General features: G+C 77.0%; 15 protein-coding genes. 1 reads left to right on the plus strand and 14 read right to left on the minus strand.

What is annotated here, in order from left to right; genetic code table 11:
- Positions 1-101: 101 nt before the first annotated feature.
- The 5 genes from A0J59_RS20595 to A0J59_RS20615 are packed head-to-tail and all read right to left on the minus strand — an operon-like array spanning position 102 to position 4,881.
- On the minus strand, positions 102-701 hold the full coding sequence (locus A0J59_RS20595; RefSeq protein ID WP_064317303.1) for an energy-coupling factor transporter transmembrane protein EcfT: 600 nt from the start codon (positions 699-701) through the stop codon (positions 102-104).
- A complete protein-coding gene (locus A0J59_RS20600; RefSeq protein ID WP_082919227.1) occupies positions 698-1,513 on the minus strand; it encodes an energy-coupling factor ABC transporter ATP-binding protein in 816 nt (271 codons plus the stop codon). Before A0J59_RS20600 ends, A0J59_RS20595 begins: the two co-directional genes overlap by 4 nt.
- Positions 1,510-2,706, minus strand: a complete 1,197-nt coding sequence (locus A0J59_RS20605; protein ID WP_064317304.1) for a thiolase family protein — start codon at positions 2,704-2,706, stop codon at positions 1,510-1,512. The genes A0J59_RS20600 and A0J59_RS20605 overlap by 4 nt, the downstream gene beginning before the upstream one ends.
- Complete coding sequence (locus tag A0J59_RS20610; RefSeq protein WP_064317305.1) at positions 2,703-4,181, minus strand: class I adenylate-forming enzyme family protein; 1,479 nt, start codon at positions 4,179-4,181, stop codon at positions 2,703-2,705. Before A0J59_RS20610 ends, A0J59_RS20605 begins: the two co-directional genes overlap by 4 nt.
- Before the next feature lie 19 nt (positions 4,182-4,200).
- Positions 4,201-4,881 carry a biotin transporter BioY gene (locus A0J59_RS20615; protein WP_064317306.1) on the minus strand — a complete coding sequence of 227 codons (681 nt, stop codon included), beginning with the start codon at positions 4,879-4,881 and terminating at the stop codon, positions 4,201-4,203.
- Between the two features lie 359 nt (positions 4,882-5,240).
- On the opposite strand from A0J59_RS20615, the gene A0J59_RS20620 reads away from it, so the two are divergent.
- Positions 5,241-5,726: an Hsp20/alpha crystallin family protein gene (locus A0J59_RS20620; RefSeq protein WP_369799805.1), complete on the plus strand. Its 486-nt coding sequence runs from the start codon at positions 5,241-5,243 to the stop codon at positions 5,724-5,726.
- 7 nt (positions 5,727-5,733) lie between these two features.
- Here the strand turns inward: A0J59_RS20620 and A0J59_RS20625 are convergent, their stop codons facing one another.
- From A0J59_RS20625 to A0J59_RS20665, 9 genes are all read right to left on the minus strand, one after another.
- Positions 5,734-6,657 carry an FHA domain-containing protein gene (locus A0J59_RS20625; protein WP_047233202.1) on the minus strand — a complete coding sequence of 308 codons (924 nt, stop codon included), beginning with the start codon at positions 6,655-6,657 and terminating at the stop codon, positions 5,734-5,736.
- Positions 6,654-7,937 (minus strand): VWA domain-containing protein, encoded by a 1,284-nt coding sequence (locus A0J59_RS20630; protein WP_064317307.1) that lies wholly within the window; start codon positions 7,935-7,937, stop codon positions 6,654-6,656. Before A0J59_RS20630 ends, A0J59_RS20625 begins: the two co-directional genes overlap by 4 nt.
- 94 nt (positions 7,938-8,031) lie before the next feature.
- Complete coding sequence (locus tag A0J59_RS20635; RefSeq protein ID WP_082919234.1) at positions 8,032-9,327, minus strand: protein phosphatase 2C domain-containing protein; 1,296 nt, start codon at positions 9,325-9,327, stop codon at positions 8,032-8,034.
- Positions 9,324-11,681 carry a serine/threonine-protein kinase gene (locus tag A0J59_RS20640; RefSeq protein ID WP_064317309.1) on the minus strand — a complete coding sequence of 786 codons (2,358 nt, stop codon included), beginning with the start codon at positions 11,679-11,681 and terminating at the stop codon, positions 9,324-9,326. Before A0J59_RS20640 ends, A0J59_RS20635 begins: the two co-directional genes overlap by 4 nt.
- Entirely contained in the window at positions 11,678-12,784 is a 1,107-nt protein-coding gene (locus A0J59_RS20645) for a hypothetical protein (RefSeq protein ID WP_047233244.1), read from the minus strand. Before A0J59_RS20645 ends, A0J59_RS20640 begins: the two co-directional genes overlap by 4 nt.
- Positions 12,781-13,809 (minus strand): glutamate ABC transporter substrate-binding protein, encoded by a 1,029-nt coding sequence (locus tag A0J59_RS20650; protein WP_064317310.1) that lies wholly within the window; start codon positions 13,807-13,809, stop codon positions 12,781-12,783. Before A0J59_RS20650 ends, A0J59_RS20645 begins: the two co-directional genes overlap by 4 nt.
- A complete protein-coding gene (locus A0J59_RS20655; protein ID WP_064317311.1) occupies positions 13,806-15,152 on the minus strand; it encodes a hypothetical protein in 1,347 nt (448 codons plus the stop codon). The genes A0J59_RS20650 and A0J59_RS20655 overlap by 4 nt, the downstream gene beginning before the upstream one ends.
- Positions 15,149-16,846 carry an AAA family ATPase gene (locus A0J59_RS20660; protein WP_064317312.1) on the minus strand — a complete coding sequence of 566 codons (1,698 nt, stop codon included), beginning with the start codon at positions 16,844-16,846 and terminating at the stop codon, positions 15,149-15,151. Before A0J59_RS20660 ends, A0J59_RS20655 begins: the two co-directional genes overlap by 4 nt.
- A complete protein-coding gene (locus tag A0J59_RS20665) occupies positions 16,843-17,415 on the minus strand; it encodes a hypothetical protein (RefSeq protein ID WP_064317313.1) in 573 nt (190 codons plus the stop codon). The genes A0J59_RS20660 and A0J59_RS20665 overlap by 4 nt, the downstream gene beginning before the upstream one ends.
- Between the last annotated feature and the right edge of the window lie 26 nt (positions 17,416-17,441).

Genomic DNA, 17,441 nt, shown 5'->3' on the forward strand with positions numbered 1-17,441 from the left:
CGAGGGAGAGGTCTCGTACGCCGAGGTAGAGGTGTGGTCCTGGCCACGGCTCCACCTCGCGAGACCACGGCTCTCCCTCGGCACGACGGCGGGACGGGCCGTCAGTCGTCGAGGCCGCGGGCGCGCAGCGCGTCGCCGAGCGCGTCGGCCTGGCGCAGGGCGCCGACGACGAGCGGGACCGCGTAGGCGCGGACGTCGTGCTCACGGCCACGCGCCCGGCAGGCGTCGCGCACGCGCTGGGCGAGGGCGGCGACGACGGGGACGCAGCGCACGGCGAGCGACAGGACGAGGGCCGCGCGGTCGACGTCGACGCCGAGGCGGCGCAGCGGCCGCAGCCCCCGCTCGATCGCGGCGAGGACGGCGGACGTCCGGGTCGTGAGCAGCACGAGCCCCGCGAGCGCGACGAGCGCGACGAGCCGGGTCGTGAGCACGACCGCGGGCACCGGCCCCAGGGCGAGCCACTGGACGGCGAGGAGCACGGGCACCACCAGGCGCAGGGGCCGGACCTGGTCCCACGCCGCGCCCGGGCCCACGCCCGCGACCGCGTAGAGCGCACCGACGACGAGGACCACCGCGCCGACACCCGCCGGCGACGACGCCAGGAGCACGACGGCCGAGGCCACCGCGAGACCCACGAGCTTGGCCCCGGCCGGGGCCCGGTGCAGCACCGACCTTCCCGGCCGGTACGTCCCCGGGGTCACGGCGACGCCCCGTCGACGAGGCGCAGGTAGTGCGCGACGGCGGGGCCCGGCTCGTCGTCCGCGACGACCCGACCGTCGTCGACGACGAGCACGCGGTCCATCGCGTCCATGAGCGCGAGATCGTGCGAGACGAGCACGACCTGCTGGCGGAGCGCCGCGAGCTCGGCGGCGAACCGCCGCGTGTTGCGCAGGTCGAGGAGCGTGGTGGGCTCGTCGGCGACGACGAGCCGCGGCCCCGCCGCGAGCACGGACGTGAGCGCGAGGAGCTGCTTCTGCCCGCCCGAGAGGAGGTGGGCGGGATGGTCCGCGTGGTCCGCCAGGCCGCGCGCGGCGAGGGCCGTGCGCACGAGCGCGTCGCGCTCGGCCGGAGCACGGCGACGCAGCGAGTAGGCGACGTCCTCCGCGACGGTCGGCATGACGATCTGGGCGTCCGGGTCGGTGAAGACGAACCCCACGCGCTTGCGGACCGCCGCGCCGTCGCGCCGGGTGTCGAGCCCGTCGACCAGGACGCGGCCCGACGTCGGTACCACCAGCCCGTTGAGCAGGCGCGCGAGCGTGCTCTTGCCGGAGCCGTTGGCCCCGACGATCCCCACGCGCCGCTCGCGCAGCTCGAGGTCGATCCCGCGGAGCACGTCCCGCTCGCCGAGGCGGACGTGCACGTCCTCGATCCGGACCGTGCAGCCGGGCCCGGGTGCCTCCGGGCCGGGAGTGTCCGACGTGCCGGGGATCGCGCCGGGCGTCTCCACCGGAGCGGTCGGGGCGCCCCCGACGGCGTCTCGTCGCCGCTGCCGGGCCCGGGCTCTCGCGATCATCGGACGACCTCCAGCACGGCCGCGACGCCCAGCCCGCCCCCGACCGCGGCCGTCGCGAGTCCGAGCGTCCCGGCCGGCGCGCCCGCGCGCACGAGCCGGGAGAACAGCCGCACGACCGACACGGCGCCGCTCGCGCCCCACGGGTGCCCGAGCGCGAGCGCGCCGCCGTCCGCGCACACGCGGGCGTCGTCGGCGGGGTCGGCGAGCGGGTCGAGGCCGAGCGCGTCGGTCACCGCGAGGACCTGCGCGGCGAACGCCTCGACGACCTCGACCGCCGCGACGTCGTCGAGCCGCGCGCCCGCACGCTCCAGCGCGGCGCGCACCGCGGGGACCGGACCCCACCCCGGCAGGGCGGGGTCGCAGCCGACCGTCGCCGACGCGAGCACGCGCAGGCCGGGGGCACCGAGGCCGCGCCGGACGCGCTCGGGCACGACCGCGACGGTCGCCGCGCCGTCGCTCACCGGGCTCGCGGTGGCGGCGGTGACGGTGCCGCCGGGCGTGAACGCGGGCGACAGCCGGGCGAGCACCGCGGCGTCGAGGCGCCGGGCCCGCTCGTCGCGCGCGAGCGACCTCCCCGGCGTGCCGACCCGGACGGTCTCGGCCACGAACCGCCCGCCCGCGTGCGCCGCCAGGGTGCGCGCGTGGCTGCGCAGCGCGTACGCCTCCTGGCGCTCGCGGGTCACACCGCGGCGGCGCGCGAGCTCGTCGGCGGCCGCGCCCATGCCGGGGTCGGCCCAGGGCGTCGGCGCGAACGCGGCGCGCGCGTACGGCACGTCGCCCCACGCCGTGCGGTGCGAGCGCGCCGGGGCGCGCGACGCGCTCTCGGTCCCGCCCGCGAGGACCAGGCCGGCGTCGCCCGCGCGGACCTGCTGCGCGGCGAGGAGCACCGCCGCGAGGCCGGAGGCGCACTGGCGGTCGACGGTGAGGCCCGGGACGGCGACGCCCAGGCCCGCGGCGAGCGCCGCGACGCGGGCGACGTTCCCGCCCGGCCCGGTGCAGCATCCCAGGACGACGTCCACGACGTCGTCCGCGACCCCCACCGCGCGCGCGTCGTGGAGCGTCGCGCCGAGAGCCGCGGCCGCGAGGTCGACCTCGGACAGCGACCGGTGCCCGTGCCCGGCCGTCCCGACCCACGTGCGGCGCGCCGCGACCACAACGGGCGTGTCGTCCGCCGCACCTCGGCCCGGTCTCATCGCAGCGGCTCCAGGCCCGACCGTGCCGGGTCGGTCCCGCGCAAAGCCTCGCTCACGGCCCCGCGCGCGGGCTTGCCCGACGGCGTCCGGGGGAGGGCGCGCGTGCCGTACCAGCGCCGCGGCCGCTGCGCCGGGGCGAGGGCCGCGCGCGCGACGCGCTCCAGGTGGGCGCGCAGCCCCGGCCGGTCGTCGCACTCCACGACGGCGCTCACGACCGCGCCGAGGCGACGGTGCGCGGTCCCGAGCACGACGACGTCCCGGACGGCCGGCACGGCGCGCAGCACGACCTCGACGTCCTCGGGCACGACGGTCGACCCGCCGGTGAGGATCGCCCCGTCCCCGCGGCCGCGCAGCACGAGCCCGGCACGGGCTTCCCCGCCGGGCGCCGACGCGGGCGCGGCGCCCGGCGCGGGCTCGGGCAGGGGGTCGGCGAGGTCGCCGACGGTGCTCCACGCGCCGTCGCGGCGCAGCGGGCCCGTGGCACGCGCGAGGTACCCGCGCGAGACCCAGGGCGAGCGGACCCAGACCTCACCGACGCTCGCCGCGGGCAGCGGCCGCACGGCCAGGTCGACCCCCGGGAACGCGCGCAGCCCCGACCCGTCGGGGTCGTAGGCGACGAACGACAGCTCGACCGCGCCGTAGTACGCGAGCACGTCGATGCCGAGAGCCGCCGCGCGCGACCGCGCCCCCGGGGCGAGGGACGCGCCGCCGACGACCGCCTGCCGCAGCCGCGACGGCGCTCCCGCCGCGACGGCGTCGAGCACGTCGTCGAGGACCTGCGGCACGAGGTGCACGACGTCGCTGCTCGCGAGCGCGGAGGTCGTGGCCGCCGGGGTGCGCGTGAGGTACGCGCACGCCCCGACCGCGAGCGTGTGCACGGCGGCGAAGCAGTAGAGGGACGACGCGAGGGGCCCCGGGACGAGCACGGTGTCGGTGGGGCGGAGGCGGAGGAGCCGCGTGACGTCGTCGAACGACCCCGCCCACGACGCGCGGGTGCGCACGACCGCGCGCGGCCGGCCGGTGCTGCCCGACGAGAAGCCCGCCCACGCGAGGTCGTCCGGGGCGGGCGCGTGGCCCGTGCCAGGGCTCGCACCCCCCTGCGGGGCGAGCCCCGGCACGAGGTCGGGGACGGCGCCGGTCCCGCGCGGCAGCGGCACCTCGACGAACGTCCGGGGGGCCAGCGTGCGCAGGACCTCCGCGCGGTGCGCGCGCGGCCACGCCGCGTCGCACACGAGCGGCGTCGCGCCGGCGTGGTCGGCGGAGAGGACCGCCGTCAGCAGGTCCAGCGGGTCGGGCAGGGACAGGGCGACCAGGTCGCCGGGACGCGTGCCCGTCGCGGTGAGGTGCGTCGCGCCCGCGCGCACGTCCGCGGCGAGCGCGGCGTAGGTGCGCGACCGCTCGGGGGTGCGCAGGGCGAGTCGGTCGCGCACCGCCGGGTCGGCGGCGTGCGTCAGGACCTGGTGGGCGACGGGCACGCGGACACTCTCGCAGGTGTCAGGAGAAGGCGCGGTCGGCGGCCGCGGGACGCCCTGCCGAGCCGCCCGACCGCCGCGCGGCGGGGTAGGAGCGCACGACGCCGACGGTGATCGCCGCGGCGGCCAGCGCCTTGAGGACGTCGCCGGGCACGAACGCGAGGGAGAGCTGCGCGGTGGTCGCGAGCGGCACCCCCGTGACGAGCGACTGGACCGGCACGCCGAGCGCGTAGACCACCGCGACCCCGCCGACGAGGCACGCGACGAGCACCCCGACGAACGTCACCCGGCGCAGCCGGTCGACGAGCCAGCCCACGACCGCCGCCCCGACGAGGAACCCGACCAGGTAGCCGGCGGACGGGCCGACGAACGCCCCGAGGCCGCCGCGCCCGCCCGCGAGGACCGGGAGCCCCGCCGCCGCGAGCGCGAGGAACGTCGCGACGGCGAGCGCGCCGCGCCACGCACCGAGGATCGCGCCCGCGAGCATGACACCGAGCGTCTGGAGGGTGATCGGGACCGCGTTCCCGAACAACGCGATCGAGCCCGGCATCCCGAGCGCCGCGATCAGCGCCGCGAACGTCGCGACGCGCGCCGCGTCCCCTGCGTCGAGGGCGAGCGGTCCGCGGGTCCCGGCCGCCGGGGCGGGGGTCGTCGTGGCGGTCCGGGGCGTCCCCGCGGTCGTCCCGGTCGATGCGTCGGTCATGGCGCTCCCTGCGTCGTCGTGGCGGGTCGGTGCTCGACCCGTCGTGGCCACGTCCACTCTCCCGACTCGCGGCGGTGCGCGACGACGGCGGCGCGGACGACCGCGGTGGCGTCGCGTGCACGAATCGCACAAGCGGTTGGAGGGTTCCCCCAACCGGATCGCGCGGACGGGCGGCGGAACCCGAGGAAGCCGACAAACGTGCTTCCGGATGCCCTCGGCCGGGATGCGCGACGACCTCTTGGCACTCCCCGGGGGAGAGTGCTAGAACAGTCGTGTAGCCGCCCGTGAGGTGCCTACCTCGCGGGAGCACCGACCGGTCCCGGACGGTCCGGGACCGACCGACGAGGGAGGTGAGAGGTGTGGCTGCGATGACCGACCCGTTCACGACCACCTTCGACGCGATGGACCGGCTGGTCGGCCAGCTCGCGTCCGGGGCACGCACGACCGCCGCGTCGGCGTCGGGTGGTATGCCGCTCGACCTGTTCCGGGCGGGGGAACACTACGTCCTGACGATGGACCTTCCGGGCGTCGACCCGGGGACGATCGACGTGTCCGTCGAGGACCGGACGCTGACGATCCGCGCCGAGCGCAGCCAGCGGACCGACCCCGACGTCCAGTGGCTCGCGCGCGAACGGCCTTCGGGGACCTACGCGCGCCAGCTCACGGTGGGGCGCGGGCTCGCGCTCGACAAGATCTCGGCGTCCTACGAGGACGGGGTGCTGTCGCTGACCATCCCCGTCGCGGAGGAGGCCCGGCCCCGCCGGATCGAGGTCGCGCACCGTGCGGGCAGCGGTGCGGCGACGCAGATCACGGCCGAGGCCGAGCCTCGGGCGAGCGAGGGCTGAGCCCCGCTCAGACCTCGCCCGGGAGTGCCTTGCGGACGACGAGCCGCGTCCAGGCGCCGAGGTAGATCCGGTCCCCGTCGGACAGCTCGCGTCGCTGCCCGGCGGGGACCGGGTCCGTCGGCAGCGGTTCGCCCGCGGGGCTCACGTAGGTCCCGTTCGACGACTGCAGGTCCTCGACCCACCACCGCTGGCCGTCCGTGCTGAGCTGGCAGTGCCGGCGCGAGACGCCGGTGTCCGCGCCGCAGTCGACCTGCGGGTGGATGCCCCGCGACACCGACGGGCGCCCGACGAGCACGCTGCGCTCGCGCAGCACGACGAGGCCGGGCAGGCCCGCCGAGGGCATCGGGTCCTCGGGCTGCTGCGCCGTGTACCAGTCGGGGTCGATCCAGATCTCCACGACCCACTGGTCCGGTCCCGGCACCGGAGGTGTCGGCAGGTGGGTGCCCGACGGCGCGGGCTCGCCCGGAGCGGCCGGCTCGCCCGCGGCGCCCGCCTCGGGTGCGGTGGGCGCGGCCGCGCTGGGCAGCGGCGGCGGGGTGGACGACGACGCCGGGGTCGCGGCGGAGGCCGGCAACGGGGGCGGCGTGAGCGCCGAGGGCGTGCCCGGGACGGGGGCCGCGGGCGGCGTCGGGCGCGACGGCGGGTCGAGCGAGAGCGCGGACGGCGGGTCGACCGGGTCGGGCAGGGCGCCCGTCGTGAAGTCGTAGCCGCAGTTCTCGCAGAACAGCGCGCCGCCGGCCGCCGGCGACCCGCAGTTCGGGCACTGGACGGGCTGGGTCGTCGCGGGGGCGGGGGTGCCGCCCGGCGCGGGCGTCGCGCCGCTCGGCGCAGACGCGGCGGGGGGCGACGCGGCGCCGATCGGCTCGCCGCACACGTCGCAGTAGTCGGTCGACTCGGACGGGTGCCCGTTGGGGCAGACGACGGCGCTCACCGGCGGACCCGGGTCGTCTTCGTCGAGGCGGTGTCGAGCGCCATCTCGTCCAGGGTCGAGGTGTTGCGCTTGAGGCGCACCGTCCCCTGCTCCTCGTTGTCGATGTCGACGACCTTGCGCAGGCGCGACGTCGCCTCGTCGTTGCCCGTCTGCTGCGCGAGCTGCACGGCGCGCCCGAGCTTCACGGTCGCCGTCGCCTCGTCGCCCGACGCCTTGGCCGCGAGACCCTCCTGGATGGCCGCGGCGAGCTCGGTCTGGCCCGTGTAGTGCGCGACCTCGGGGTTGATGCGCGTGGTGAGCGACTCGTCGTCGGACCACTTGGCCTTGACCAGGCCGGAGGAGACGACCTCGCCGTTGACCGCCAGCTGGACGCGCGCCGCGAGCTGCTCGGAGCCGACGGGCTTCGAGGCCACGCGCACCGCGACGTGGTAGTCGCGCGACTCGTCGCCCCACGACCCGGTCGGGTACGCGCCCGTGAGCGGGTTGACCTCGGCCCGGCGGTGCGTGAGGTCCTCGACGGTCGGGGCGACCTGGCGCACGAAGAGCACCAGGGAGCCCTGCGGGGCCCAGACGCGGAGGTCGGCCGAGGCCACGCCCCGGGCCATGGATGCCTGCATGAGCTTCTCGAAGTCGGCGGCGATCTCGTTCGGGTCCGCGATGAGGCCGACCGAGCCGAGCAGCGCGGTCGAGATCTCGCGCAGCTCGTCGACCTGCCAGCGCGAGCCGACGCCGCGCGCGTCGCACTGGAAGTGCCCGGTGACGTCGCGGACCGCGGCGGAGAGGTTCGCGCGCGGCTCCGACTCGTTCTTGCCGTCCGTGAGGAGGATCGCGTGCCGCTGGGTCGCCTGCGGCACCGTCGCGAAGAGCTGGTCGGCGAGGCGCAGCCACGTGCTCATCGCGGTGCCGCCCCCGGGCGTGAGCATCGAGATCGCGCGCTTCGCCTCGGCGCGCGCGCCGGGCTCCATCTGGACCATCGCCATGCGGGCGTTGGGGTAGGGGAAGACGCGGTTGGCGACGTGGCTGCCGCCGACGATCGCGAACCACGTGCCGTCGAGGATCTGGTCCACGGCCACCTGGGCCGCGTGCTTCGCGGCCTCCATGTTCCGGCCCGACATCGACCCGGAGGTGTCGACCATGATGATCTCGGCGACCCCGCCCGCGCCGCCGACGCTCCCCGCGCTCCCGGCCCCCGTGCACGTCACGGTGACGATCGCGTGGACGTCCGTCGCGCCCTCGGACAGGAACTCGTTCTGGTAGACCTCGGCGGCGAACTCGGCCATGGGGGCTCCTTCGGTGGTGCGGGTGTTCGTGCAGGCTATCGGGTCGTGGGCGGGTCGCGCGTGGGTGGGGTCGTACCGCGGTGCGAGGCCCGCGTCAGGCGGTGGGGATCGTCGTCTCGAGGTCCGGGTCGAGCTCCGGGGAGTCCGGGTCCGAGGACCGGTCGAACCGCGCGAGCGTCGCCGTGATGTTGTCGCGGCCGCCCTGGGCGTTGGCCCAGTCCACGAGGGCGCTCGCCACCGTCTGCGGGTCGTGGCCGACCCGCTCCTGGGTGGCGTGGAGCAGCGCCGCGAGGTCGACGGCGGGGGAGCAGTAGTTCCACAGGCCGTCGGAGCACACCAGCACCCAGCCGTCGCGGTCGGGGAAGGTCGCGGCCGTCCGGGCGACCGGATCCGGGGCGTCGGGGCCGAGCCAGCGCGTGATCGCGTGGGCCTGGGGGGAGCTCTCCGCCTGGGCGCGGGGGATGCCCTGCGCCATCATCTCCTGCGCCCACGAGTCGTCGACGCTGAGCTGGTGCGCCTCGCCCGTGTCCGGGATCCAGTAGGCGCGCGAGTCGCCCACCCAGCCCGTGACGACGAGCGGGCCGTCCACGACGGCGGCGACGAACGTGCACGACGGCGGGTTCTCGCGGTCGGCCATCGCGCCCACGGTCGTCAGGATCGCGTCCTGCGCGGCGCGCGAGGCGTCCCCGACGAGCGCCGACCAGGCGGCGACCCGCGCCGTCGGCTCGCCGACGACGGGGGAGCTCCCCTCCGGGGCGCCCGCCGCGAGCACGTCGCGCGCCGCCCGCGCGGCCGCGAGGCTCGCGACGTCGGAGTCGGGGGCGGAGGAGACGCCGTCGCACACGACGAGCGCGGCGAACGCCCGGTCCGCCACGGCGGACGGGCTGGCGGCGAGGGCCATCGCGTCCTCGTTGCGGGAGTGCCGCACGCCGCGGTCGCACACGCCGGCGACCCACGTCGCGGGCCGCTCGGCCCAGTGGTCGCGTTCGGAGGCGGCGGGCTCGCCGCACTCGGTGCAGTACCCGTCCTCGGCGACGCGGCCCCCGCACCGCACGCAGGGTCGGGCGCCGGGGTCCGTCGCGCTGCCCGGCGCGGTCCCGTCGCTCACCGGGGAGCCGGCCGTGGGCGCGGCCGAGCCGTCCGGCGGCGCGAGCCGTTCCGCCCCGAGACCGGCCGACGCGTCGTCCGCCGGGTCCCCGGCGTGGGGGAGCGGGGCGAGCGGCGTGCCGCACGCCTCGCAGAACCGCGCACCCTCGGGCGACGGCTCGCCGCACGCGGGGCACGCGAGCAGCGCGGGCGGTGCCGGGACGGCCTGGTCGGGTACCGCCTGGTCGGGCGCGGCCTGGTCTGGCACGGCCTGGTCGGGCACGGGCGCCGGGGCGTCGCTCATCGGACCGTCCACCGTCGCACCTCGTTCGCGCGGTCGACGAGCGTGATGCGCTCGTCGCGCGAGTCCGTGAGCGACGCGAGCTCGCGGTACGCGCCCTCGAGGGCGTCGCGCAGCGCGGGCTCGTCGGCGGGGACGCCCGCGATCCGCGTCGTGGGCTCGGGCCCGGACCGCGTGACGGTCTCGAGCGCGGAGCGCAGTACGCCGACGGACAGCTCGGCGCGCTCGCGCGGCGCGATCGACACCGCGGAGACGCTCGCCATCGCGTCCGCGAGCGCGGGCAGGCCGCGCCCCGACTCGGCGAGCAGGTGCGCACGGAGCGTGCGGGACTCGACGTACGACCCGCGCGTTGGGCCGACGAGGTCGAGCGCGTGCAGCGCGCCGTCGAGGTCGCCGCGCGCCTCGCGGATGCGCATGAGCCCGAACGCGGCCGGCGCGGTGTAGTTCGCGTCGGTGCGCGCGCAGATCACGTAGAGCGACTCGGCGATGTCGGGCTCGCCGCTCAGCTCGCAGGCCGCGGCGAGCGCGAGCTTCGGTGCGAGCTCGCCGGGCACCTGGCCGTAGACCGCGTTGAACGACGCGCGGGCGGCGACCGGGTCGCCCTGCGCGAGCTCGCCGAGGCCCCCGAGCCAGGCGGCGCGCCACTCCCACGGGTCGTCCGCGAGGATCGTGCCGATCGTGCCGCGCAGCACGTCGAACCGGCCTGCCTCGATCGCCGCGCGGGCGCGCGCGAGGTGCACCTCGACCGTGTCCTCGGGCGCGTCGGCGAGCGCGGCGAGCCGCGCGTCCGGGTCGACGACGTTGACGCCGGCGAGCCAGCTCGCCATCGGGTCGTGGTCGTCGCGACGCAGCGTGGGGAGCTCGTCCCACGCGAGCGGCCGGGCCGCCACGTCGGCGACCGGCGCCTCGAACAGCACGGACGCCGCCGAGTGCAGCGCCGGGTTGCCCGGGCCCGCGTCGGCGGCCACGACCTCGCGCAGCACCCCGAGGAGCTGGGTGCGCATCTCGTCGGCGGTCGCGAAGCGGTCCGCCGGGTCGAGCGCGCACGCCTTGGCGAGCAGCCGGTAGAACGAGTCGTACTGCTGGAACACGGGCGTGTCCGCGACGGGGGGCAGCGACGCGACGTACGTCGTCGTGTTGCCCCGGAAGTCGAGGACGAGCGTCGCGAGCGTGCGGCCGATCGTGTAGATGTCGGAGGCGACCGACGGGCCGACCTCCGCCACCTCGGGGGCCTGGTACCCCACGGTCCCGAAGATCGCCGAGGTGAGGTCGTCGCTGCGCCGCACGCCGCCGAGGTCGATGAGCTTGACCCCGTCGCCCTGCTGGATGACGTTCTCCGGCTTGAAGTCGCAGAACAGCAGGTTGTGGTCGTGCAGGTAGGCGAACGCGGGGAGGATCGCGAGGACGTAGGCGAGGGCCTGGTCCACCGGCATCGGGTCGATGACCCCGTTGTTCGTCTCGCGGCGCTCCTGGAGGATCTCCTTGAGCGACTCGCCGCCGACGTACTCCATGACGGTGTAGCCCGCGCCGTCGTGCATCGCGAAGTTGTAGATCTCGACGATGAGGGGGTGCTCGACCTCCGCGAGGAACTGCCGCTCGGAGATCGCGGCCGCGTAGGCGTCCGGGTCGCCCGAGTTGAGCAGGCCCTTGAGCACGACCCACCGGCCCGACACGTTCTGGTCGCGGGCCAGGTAGATCCAGCCGAGGCCGCCGTGCGCGAGGCAGCCGACGACCTCGTACTGCCCGCCGACCAGGTCGCCCGGCTTGAGCTGCGGCGTGAAGTCGAACTTGTTGCCGCAGTGCGGGCAGAAGCCGGACGTGCGGCCGGGCTGGCCGTCGCGACCGCGGCCGACCTTCTCGCCGCACGCGGGGCAGAACCGCTTGCGCTCCGCGACCTCGGGCACCGCCATGACGGACTGCAGCGGGTCGCGCGCGGGCACGGACGGGACGGTCGTCAGACCTGCGCCGAGTCCGCGACCGCGCAGGCGCGTCGAGGACGTCCCGACGCGTCGCGTCGCCTTCGAGCCGGTCGCGGCGGTCCGCGCCGAGCCGAGCGCGGCCGTGGCGAGGCGGCTCGAGCTCGTGCGGCCCGTGCGGGTCGAGCGCTCGGCATCGGGGTCAGCGCCCGCCGCCGACCCGGTCCCGGGGCGGCCCTGGACGAAGCCCGTGCCGAGCATCGCGGACGGCGACGCTGCGGCGGCCGAGCCGGGCACCGGCGCGCCGGTGGTGCCGGTCGAGGTCCCCGTCGGCGTGCCGCCGGAGCCGCCCGCGGGCGCGCCGCAGACGTTGCAGTAGCCGTCCTCGATGGTGCCCGGGCAGCCGGGCTCCGAGCACGGGACGGTCGCGGTGGTGGTCACGACGACGCTCCTTCCGGGGTGGGCAGGTCGCGGGTGAGGAACTGGTACTGCTCGACGAGGAAGCGGGCGAGCGTCACGTCGCACGGCACGGCCTCGACGGCGTCGCGCGCCTCGACGTGGCCGGAGCGCACGGTGGGCGACGCGGACCGCCCGTTGGCCCGGGCCTTCGCCGCGAGCCGCTCGAGGCTGTAGCGCAGCTCGGCGCGCTCGCGCAGGGGCCGCGTGTAGGCGTCCTCGACGGTCTCGACGGCGCGGGCCACGGTCGCGAGTCGCGCCGCGTAGGCGTCGAGCTCGAACCGGGAGTCGGGGACGGGCCCGAGTCGCGAGACGTCGGGGACCGCGAGCCGCGGCGGGTGCGCGATCTCGCGCCGGCACCGCGCGACGAGCTCGCGCAGCGCGGGCTCGCGGGCCTCCAGCGCCTCGCGCTGCTCCTCGGTCCGCGCGCGGTCGCGGCGCAGCTCGCGGCGCTGCGCCGACGCGACGATGAGGTCGCGCTCGGCCCGCGCGACCTCGGTCTCGAGCTCCGCGAGCGGGCCCGCGACGTCGGCCCCGCGCGCGGCCTGGGCGACGAGGTGGTCGAGGCGCCCGCGCAAGGTCTCGACGCGGCCCCGCGCGTCCGCGTCGGAGCCGGCCAGGTCCTCGCAGCGCACGAGCTCGGCGCGCACGCCGCGCAGGCGGGCGACCTGGTCGGCCGTGTGCGGGTCGAACGACAGGCGGGTGCGGAGCTGGACGACGAGCGCGTCGCACAGCTTCACCGCCTCCACCAGCGAGACGAGCGCGGCGCCCGACCCGGAGTCGAGGCGCCCCCAGACGAGCTGGGAGATCTTCTCGCGCGCGACGGCGTCCGCCCGGCCCGAGTCCCAGACGGGCCGGATCTCGTCCGCGCGCGTGCGGATCGCCTGCCAGAGCGAGAGCGCGAGCACGAGGTCGGCCGTGTAGACGTCGGGCGTCGCGGCGGCCTGCGCGGCGGCGTCGAGCCGGTCGAGCTCCGTGCGCCGCTCGTCGAGCCAGGTCTCGAGCGCGGCGAGGTACGCCAGGAGGTCGGCGGCGGGGATCGCCTCGCCGAGCCGTCCCGGCGCCTCGGGTGCAGTCGTGCGGGTCACGGCGTGCGGCCGTACACCGCGGTCGGCGGGGTCGGGGCCGGGCCGAGCCCGCCGAGCCACTCGCCGTAGGTCGCGGCCCAGCGCCCGTCGGCCTTCATCTGCTCGAGCACGCCGTTGACGAACCGGACCATGTCCACGTTCTGCGCGGGGACGCCGATCCCGTACGGCTCGTCGCTGATCGCCTCGCCGACGACCTTCGCGTACGGGTCCTGCGCGGCGAAGCCCGCGAGGATCGTGTCGTCGCCCGTGATCGCGTCGACCTTGCCCTGCTGGAACAGCACGAGGCACTGCGTGTGGGTCGTGGCGGGGACGGGCTCGATGCCGGAGAACTGCTCGAGGCGCGTGAGCGTCGTCGTGCCCTCGGGCGCGCACACGCGCTGACCCTCGAGGTCCGCGATCCCGCTCGCGGTCGAGTCGCGCGTGACGAGCACCTTCTGGCCCGCGTGGTAGTACTCGGCCGAGAACGCGATGGACTCCCACCGCTCGCAGTTGATGGTGAACGCACGGGCGACGAGGTCGACCTCGCCGTTCTCGAGCACCTCCAGGCGCTGGCCGGAGGTGATCACGCGGAACTGGAGCCGGTCGGGGTCGCCGAAGATCGCGCGAGAGATCTCGTGCAGCACGTCGATGTCGAAGCCCTCGATCTGGCCGGAGAGCGAGTTGCGCGCGCCCATGAGCAGCGTGTCGGCGGAGACCCCGACGACGAGCGAGCCGCGGTCGCGGATCGCCGCCATGGTGCTCCCGCCGGGCAGGGCGTCCGGACCGGGCAGCGCGCCCTCGGGCGCGTAGGAGGCGAGCGGGTCCGCGCACTCCGCGGGGGCGGCGGGCGCCGCCGGAGCCTCCTGGGCGGCCTCGTCCTGCGGTGCCTCGGTGAGGCGGAGGTCGTCCGCGCCGGACGGTCCCGAGCACGCGGCGAGCGCGAGCGCCGCGGCGAGCGCGGTGGCGACGACGCCGGTGCGGCGCCGACGGGCACCGGCGCGCCGGTTCCGGACGGACCGGTCGGTGGTGGCGAGCGTCGTGGTCACCGGTACTCCTCCAGTCGTGCGGTCACACCGCGCCACGCGAGCAGCGCGGCGATCAGGCCAGCGACCAGCAGGAGCCAGCCCGCCACGGTCGCGGTCGTCGCCGCGCCGTCGAGGCGCTCGCTCGTCGCGGCCGCGTTGGTCTCGATGTCGTCCCGGGCGGACGCGGAGAACGCGTCGAACGCGGCGTTGGGGCTCTCGGGGTCGGTCGCCGTGGCGAGGGCGACGGCGTCGTCCCACTGGCCCGCGTCGTCGAGCGCCCGGATGTCCGCGTGCCGGGTCACCCACGCGTCGAGCGCCTGGGCGGTCGACCCGTCGAGGATCCCCTCGGACGCCGCGGTGTCGAGCCGCGACGTGGCGTCGTCCGTGGCGGTGACGAACGCCTCCTCGTACGCCTGCCCCGACCCTCGCTTGATGAGCGTGAACGCCTCCATCGACTTCGCGTCGTTGGCGAGCGAGTACGCCTGGGACGCGGCGAGCGTCGCGGCGTACGGGCCGGTGCGGACGTCCTGCGCGCGCGAGCTCGCCTGGGCCAGGAGGACCGTCGACACGATGCCGACGACGAGCACGACGGCGGTGGCGACCGCGAGGCCGACGTTGAGCACGCGGTGCGTGCGGCGCGCGAGCCAGACCTGGCTCACGACGAGCACCGCGAGCGCGACGAGCCCGCCCGCGAGCACCCACAGCGCGTTGCGGACGCCCGAGAAGTCGGCGGCGACACGGTCGGCGTCGTCGAGCACGACCTCGTCGAGCGCGGGCAGCATCTGCTCGCGCAGGATGGTCGACGCCTGGTCGAGGTACGCCGAGCCGACCGGGAAGCCCTGCCGGTTGTTGGCGCGCGCCTGCTCGACGAGGCCGGTGTAGACGGTGAGGTCGGCCGCGACCTGGCCGAGCAGCTCCGCGTCGCCCTCGTTGCTCCCGGAGAGCGTGGCCAGGCCGCTCGCGGCCTGGTCCACGAGGTCGTCGTACCGGGCGCGCTGGTCGGCGGGCTCGAGGCCGCCCACGAGGAACGCGCCGGTCGCCGTCGCGTCCGCCGCGACGAGGGCGTTGCGGACGTCCTGGACCCCGACGAGCTGCGCGGTGTCCTCGCTCGCAGCCTCGAGCGCCCGGGACTGGACGCTGCCCGCCTGGAAGCCGAGCACGCCGAGCGCGACGGCGGCGAGCACGCACAGCGCCATGACGAGCCGCAGCTTGCCGGGCGTGCGGCGCAGGGCGCCGCGGGCGCGGGACACGCCGGCCTCCGGCGCCCCGGTGGGGGCGCCGGCCGGGCCGGGCGCGCTGCCCGGGGCCGGGCCGCCCGCGGGGACGATCTGCTGGCCCGCAGGGCGGACCGGGGTGGTCGTCATGCGTTCTCCTCGGCGGTGGAGGGGGCGGTGGCGGACGCGTCGTCGGCGGGGGCGCCCGAGGTCGGTGCGTCGTCCTGGTTGTCGTCGCTCTCCGGCGGGTCGAGCGTGGCGAGGAGCGCCGGGGCACCCTCGCCGTCGACGACGTCGACCGGCAGCAGGAGGCGGAGCTCGTCGATCGTCGGCGCCTCGGTGTCCTTGAGGCGCCACGCGTGGCGCGCGATCGCGGCGTCGAGCACGTTGCGTGCCCAGCGCGCGTTGCCGAAGCCCTCGGTGCGCGGCTGCGCCGCGGCGAGGCGCGCGAACACGTCGAGCGCGTCGGGCGTCGGCTCGAAGTCGGACTTCGCCGCCATGCCCGCGAAGATGTCGCGCAGCTCGGCGTCGGCGTAGTCCTCGAAGGTGATGGTCGTGGAGAACCGCGACTCGAGGCCGGGATTCGTCGCGAGGAAGTCCGCCATCGGGCCGGGGTAGCCCGCGACGATGACGACGAGCTCGTCGCGGTGGTCCTCCATGTCCTTGACGAGCGTGTTGATCGCCTCGGCACCGTACTGGTCCTCCGCGAGGCCGTACGCCTCGTCGACGAACAGCACACCGCCGAGCGCGGTGGCGACGACCTCGGACGTCTTCACCGCGGTCTGGCCCAGGTAGCCCGCGACGAGCTCGGAGCGGTCGACCTCGACGAGGTGGCCCTTCTCGAGCAGGCCGAGCGCGCGGTAGATCCCCGCGACGAGGCGCGCGACCGTCGTCTTGCCCGTGCCCGGGTTGCCGAGGAACACGAGGTGGCGCGTCAGCGTCGGGCGGGTCAGCCCCGCCTCGGTGCGCAGCTTCTCGACGCGCAGCAGCTCCGTCTGACGGTGGATCTCGTCCTTCACGCGGGTGAGCCCGGTGAGCGCGTCGAGCTCGGCGAGCAGCTCCTCGATCGATCGGGGCGGCTCCTCCGCGACCGCGGCCTCGGTCGCCGTCGCCTCCTGGGACCGCGTGGCCGCGGCGTCGGCGCCTGGCGCGGGCGCGCCGTCCTGCGCGCCCGACGTCGTCGGGCTCGACGACGCGGGCGTCGGCCCGGGCGGTGCCGCGGCCGGGCGCGCGCCGAGCGCGTCGAGGATCGACGCGACGGACGGGACCTCGGGCGCAGGCCGGCGCAGGGCGTCGAGCGAGCCCTGCGCGGCGAGCAGGTCGCCGAGGTCGAACGGGTCCGCCCCTCCCGTCGCCGCACGCGCGGCGACCGGACCGCCCGCGGCGGGATGCGCCGTCGGGCCCGACGAGGCCCGGCCGGCCACCGGGGCGACCGCCGGGGCGCCGCCCGAACGCTGCACCGCGGCGGTGGCCGCGGCGGCCCCGGCCACGTGCGGGCCGGGGGAGCCGAGGTGCCCGGCAGCGCGTGCGACGTCGGCGAGCGCCTGCCCGTACGTGGCGGCGTGCTTCGAGCGGGCGGCACCGAGCGCGGCGAGGACGTCCGTCGGCGACGTGCGCCAGCGCCGCGCGCTCGACGCGGCCGTGAAGAAGGCGCCCGTCGCGGCGGGGTCGTGCCCGAGCGCGGCGAGCCACGCCGCGGGCGCGCCGGGGGAGGACTCGGCGACGGCCGCCGCGAGGCGAGCGCCCTCGTCGCGCGCCGCCTCCTCGTCCACGCCTGCGGCGCGCGCCGCGGCGTCGAGCGCGTCGAGCGCCGCCGCGAGGCTCGGGGTCACCGGGCCGGTCATGGTGCCTCCAGTCGTCCGGGCTCCGACGCCGGGCCGCTCGGCGGCTGGGGCGTGCCCTGGCCGGCCCCGGGGTCGAGCGCGATCGACGAGTCGCGGAACTTCTCCGCGAGGAACGCGCCGTGCGCGACGAGCGCGGCGGCGTCGGCACGCGAGACCGCGTCGGAGATCTTGTCGAGCGTGACGCCGAGCAGGTCGAGCTGGTCGCACAGCAGCATGAGCGACGTCTTGCCCTGCGCGACGACCCGCCGGTCGGCGAAGTCGCGCGGCAGGCGCAGGTACGCGCCGACGGCCTCGGGCAGGTAGCTCGTGGCCGTCGCGACGACGGTGTGCGCCTGCTGCGACCCGCCGCCGAGGCGGTCGAGGCGCGGCACCATCTCCTCGACCGTGCCGGTGATGCGGTGCACGCGCGCCGTGACGGCAGGCGGCACACGCCCCTCGATCTGCTGCTCCACGCGCTCGACCGAGGCGAGGATCTCGGCCGACGTCGGCGGGGCGGGCAGCTCGAGCGCGGGCTCGGGCGCGGGGGACCGGCCGCCGAGGCGGCCGATCACGTCGGAGAACCAGCCCATCTAGCTCGGGGTCCGATCTGTGGTGC

Origin of the sequence: Cellulosimicrobium sp. I38E (genome assembly GCF_001647255.1) — a bacterium.
Classification (GTDB): domain Bacteria; phylum Actinomycetota; class Actinomycetes; order Actinomycetales; family Cellulomonadaceae; genus Cellulosimicrobium; species Cellulosimicrobium cellulans_E.

Coding starts and splice junctions, on each gene's coding strand:
- A0J59_RS20635 (WP_082919234.1), bottom strand. CDS start 9,327: ATGAGCGACGCCCCGGCGCCCGTGCCCGACCAGGCCGTGCCAGACCAG.
- A0J59_RS20605 (WP_064317304.1), bottom strand. CDS start 2,706: ATGAGACCGGGCCGAGGTGCGGCGGACGACACGCCCGTTGTGGTCGCG.
- A0J59_RS20615 (WP_064317306.1), bottom strand. CDS start 4,881: ATGACCGACGCATCGACCGGGACGACCGCGGGGACGCCCCGGACCGCC.
- A0J59_RS20655 (WP_064317311.1), bottom strand. CDS start 15,152: ATGACGACCACCCCGGTCCGCCCTGCGGGCCAGCAGATCGTCCCCGCG.
- A0J59_RS20630 (WP_064317307.1), bottom strand. CDS start 7,937: ATGGCCGAGTTCGCCGCCGAGGTCTACCAGAACGAGTTCCTGTCCGAG.
- A0J59_RS20665 (WP_064317313.1), bottom strand. CDS start 17,415: ATGGGCTGGTTCTCCGACGTGATCGGCCGCCTCGGCGGCCGGTCCCCC.
- A0J59_RS20660 (WP_064317312.1), bottom strand. CDS start 16,846: ATGACCGGCCCGGTGACCCCGAGCCTCGCGGCGGCGCTCGACGCGCTC.
- A0J59_RS20600 (WP_082919227.1), bottom strand. CDS start 1,513: ATGATCGCGAGAGCCCGGGCCCGGCAGCGGCGACGAGACGCCGTCGGG.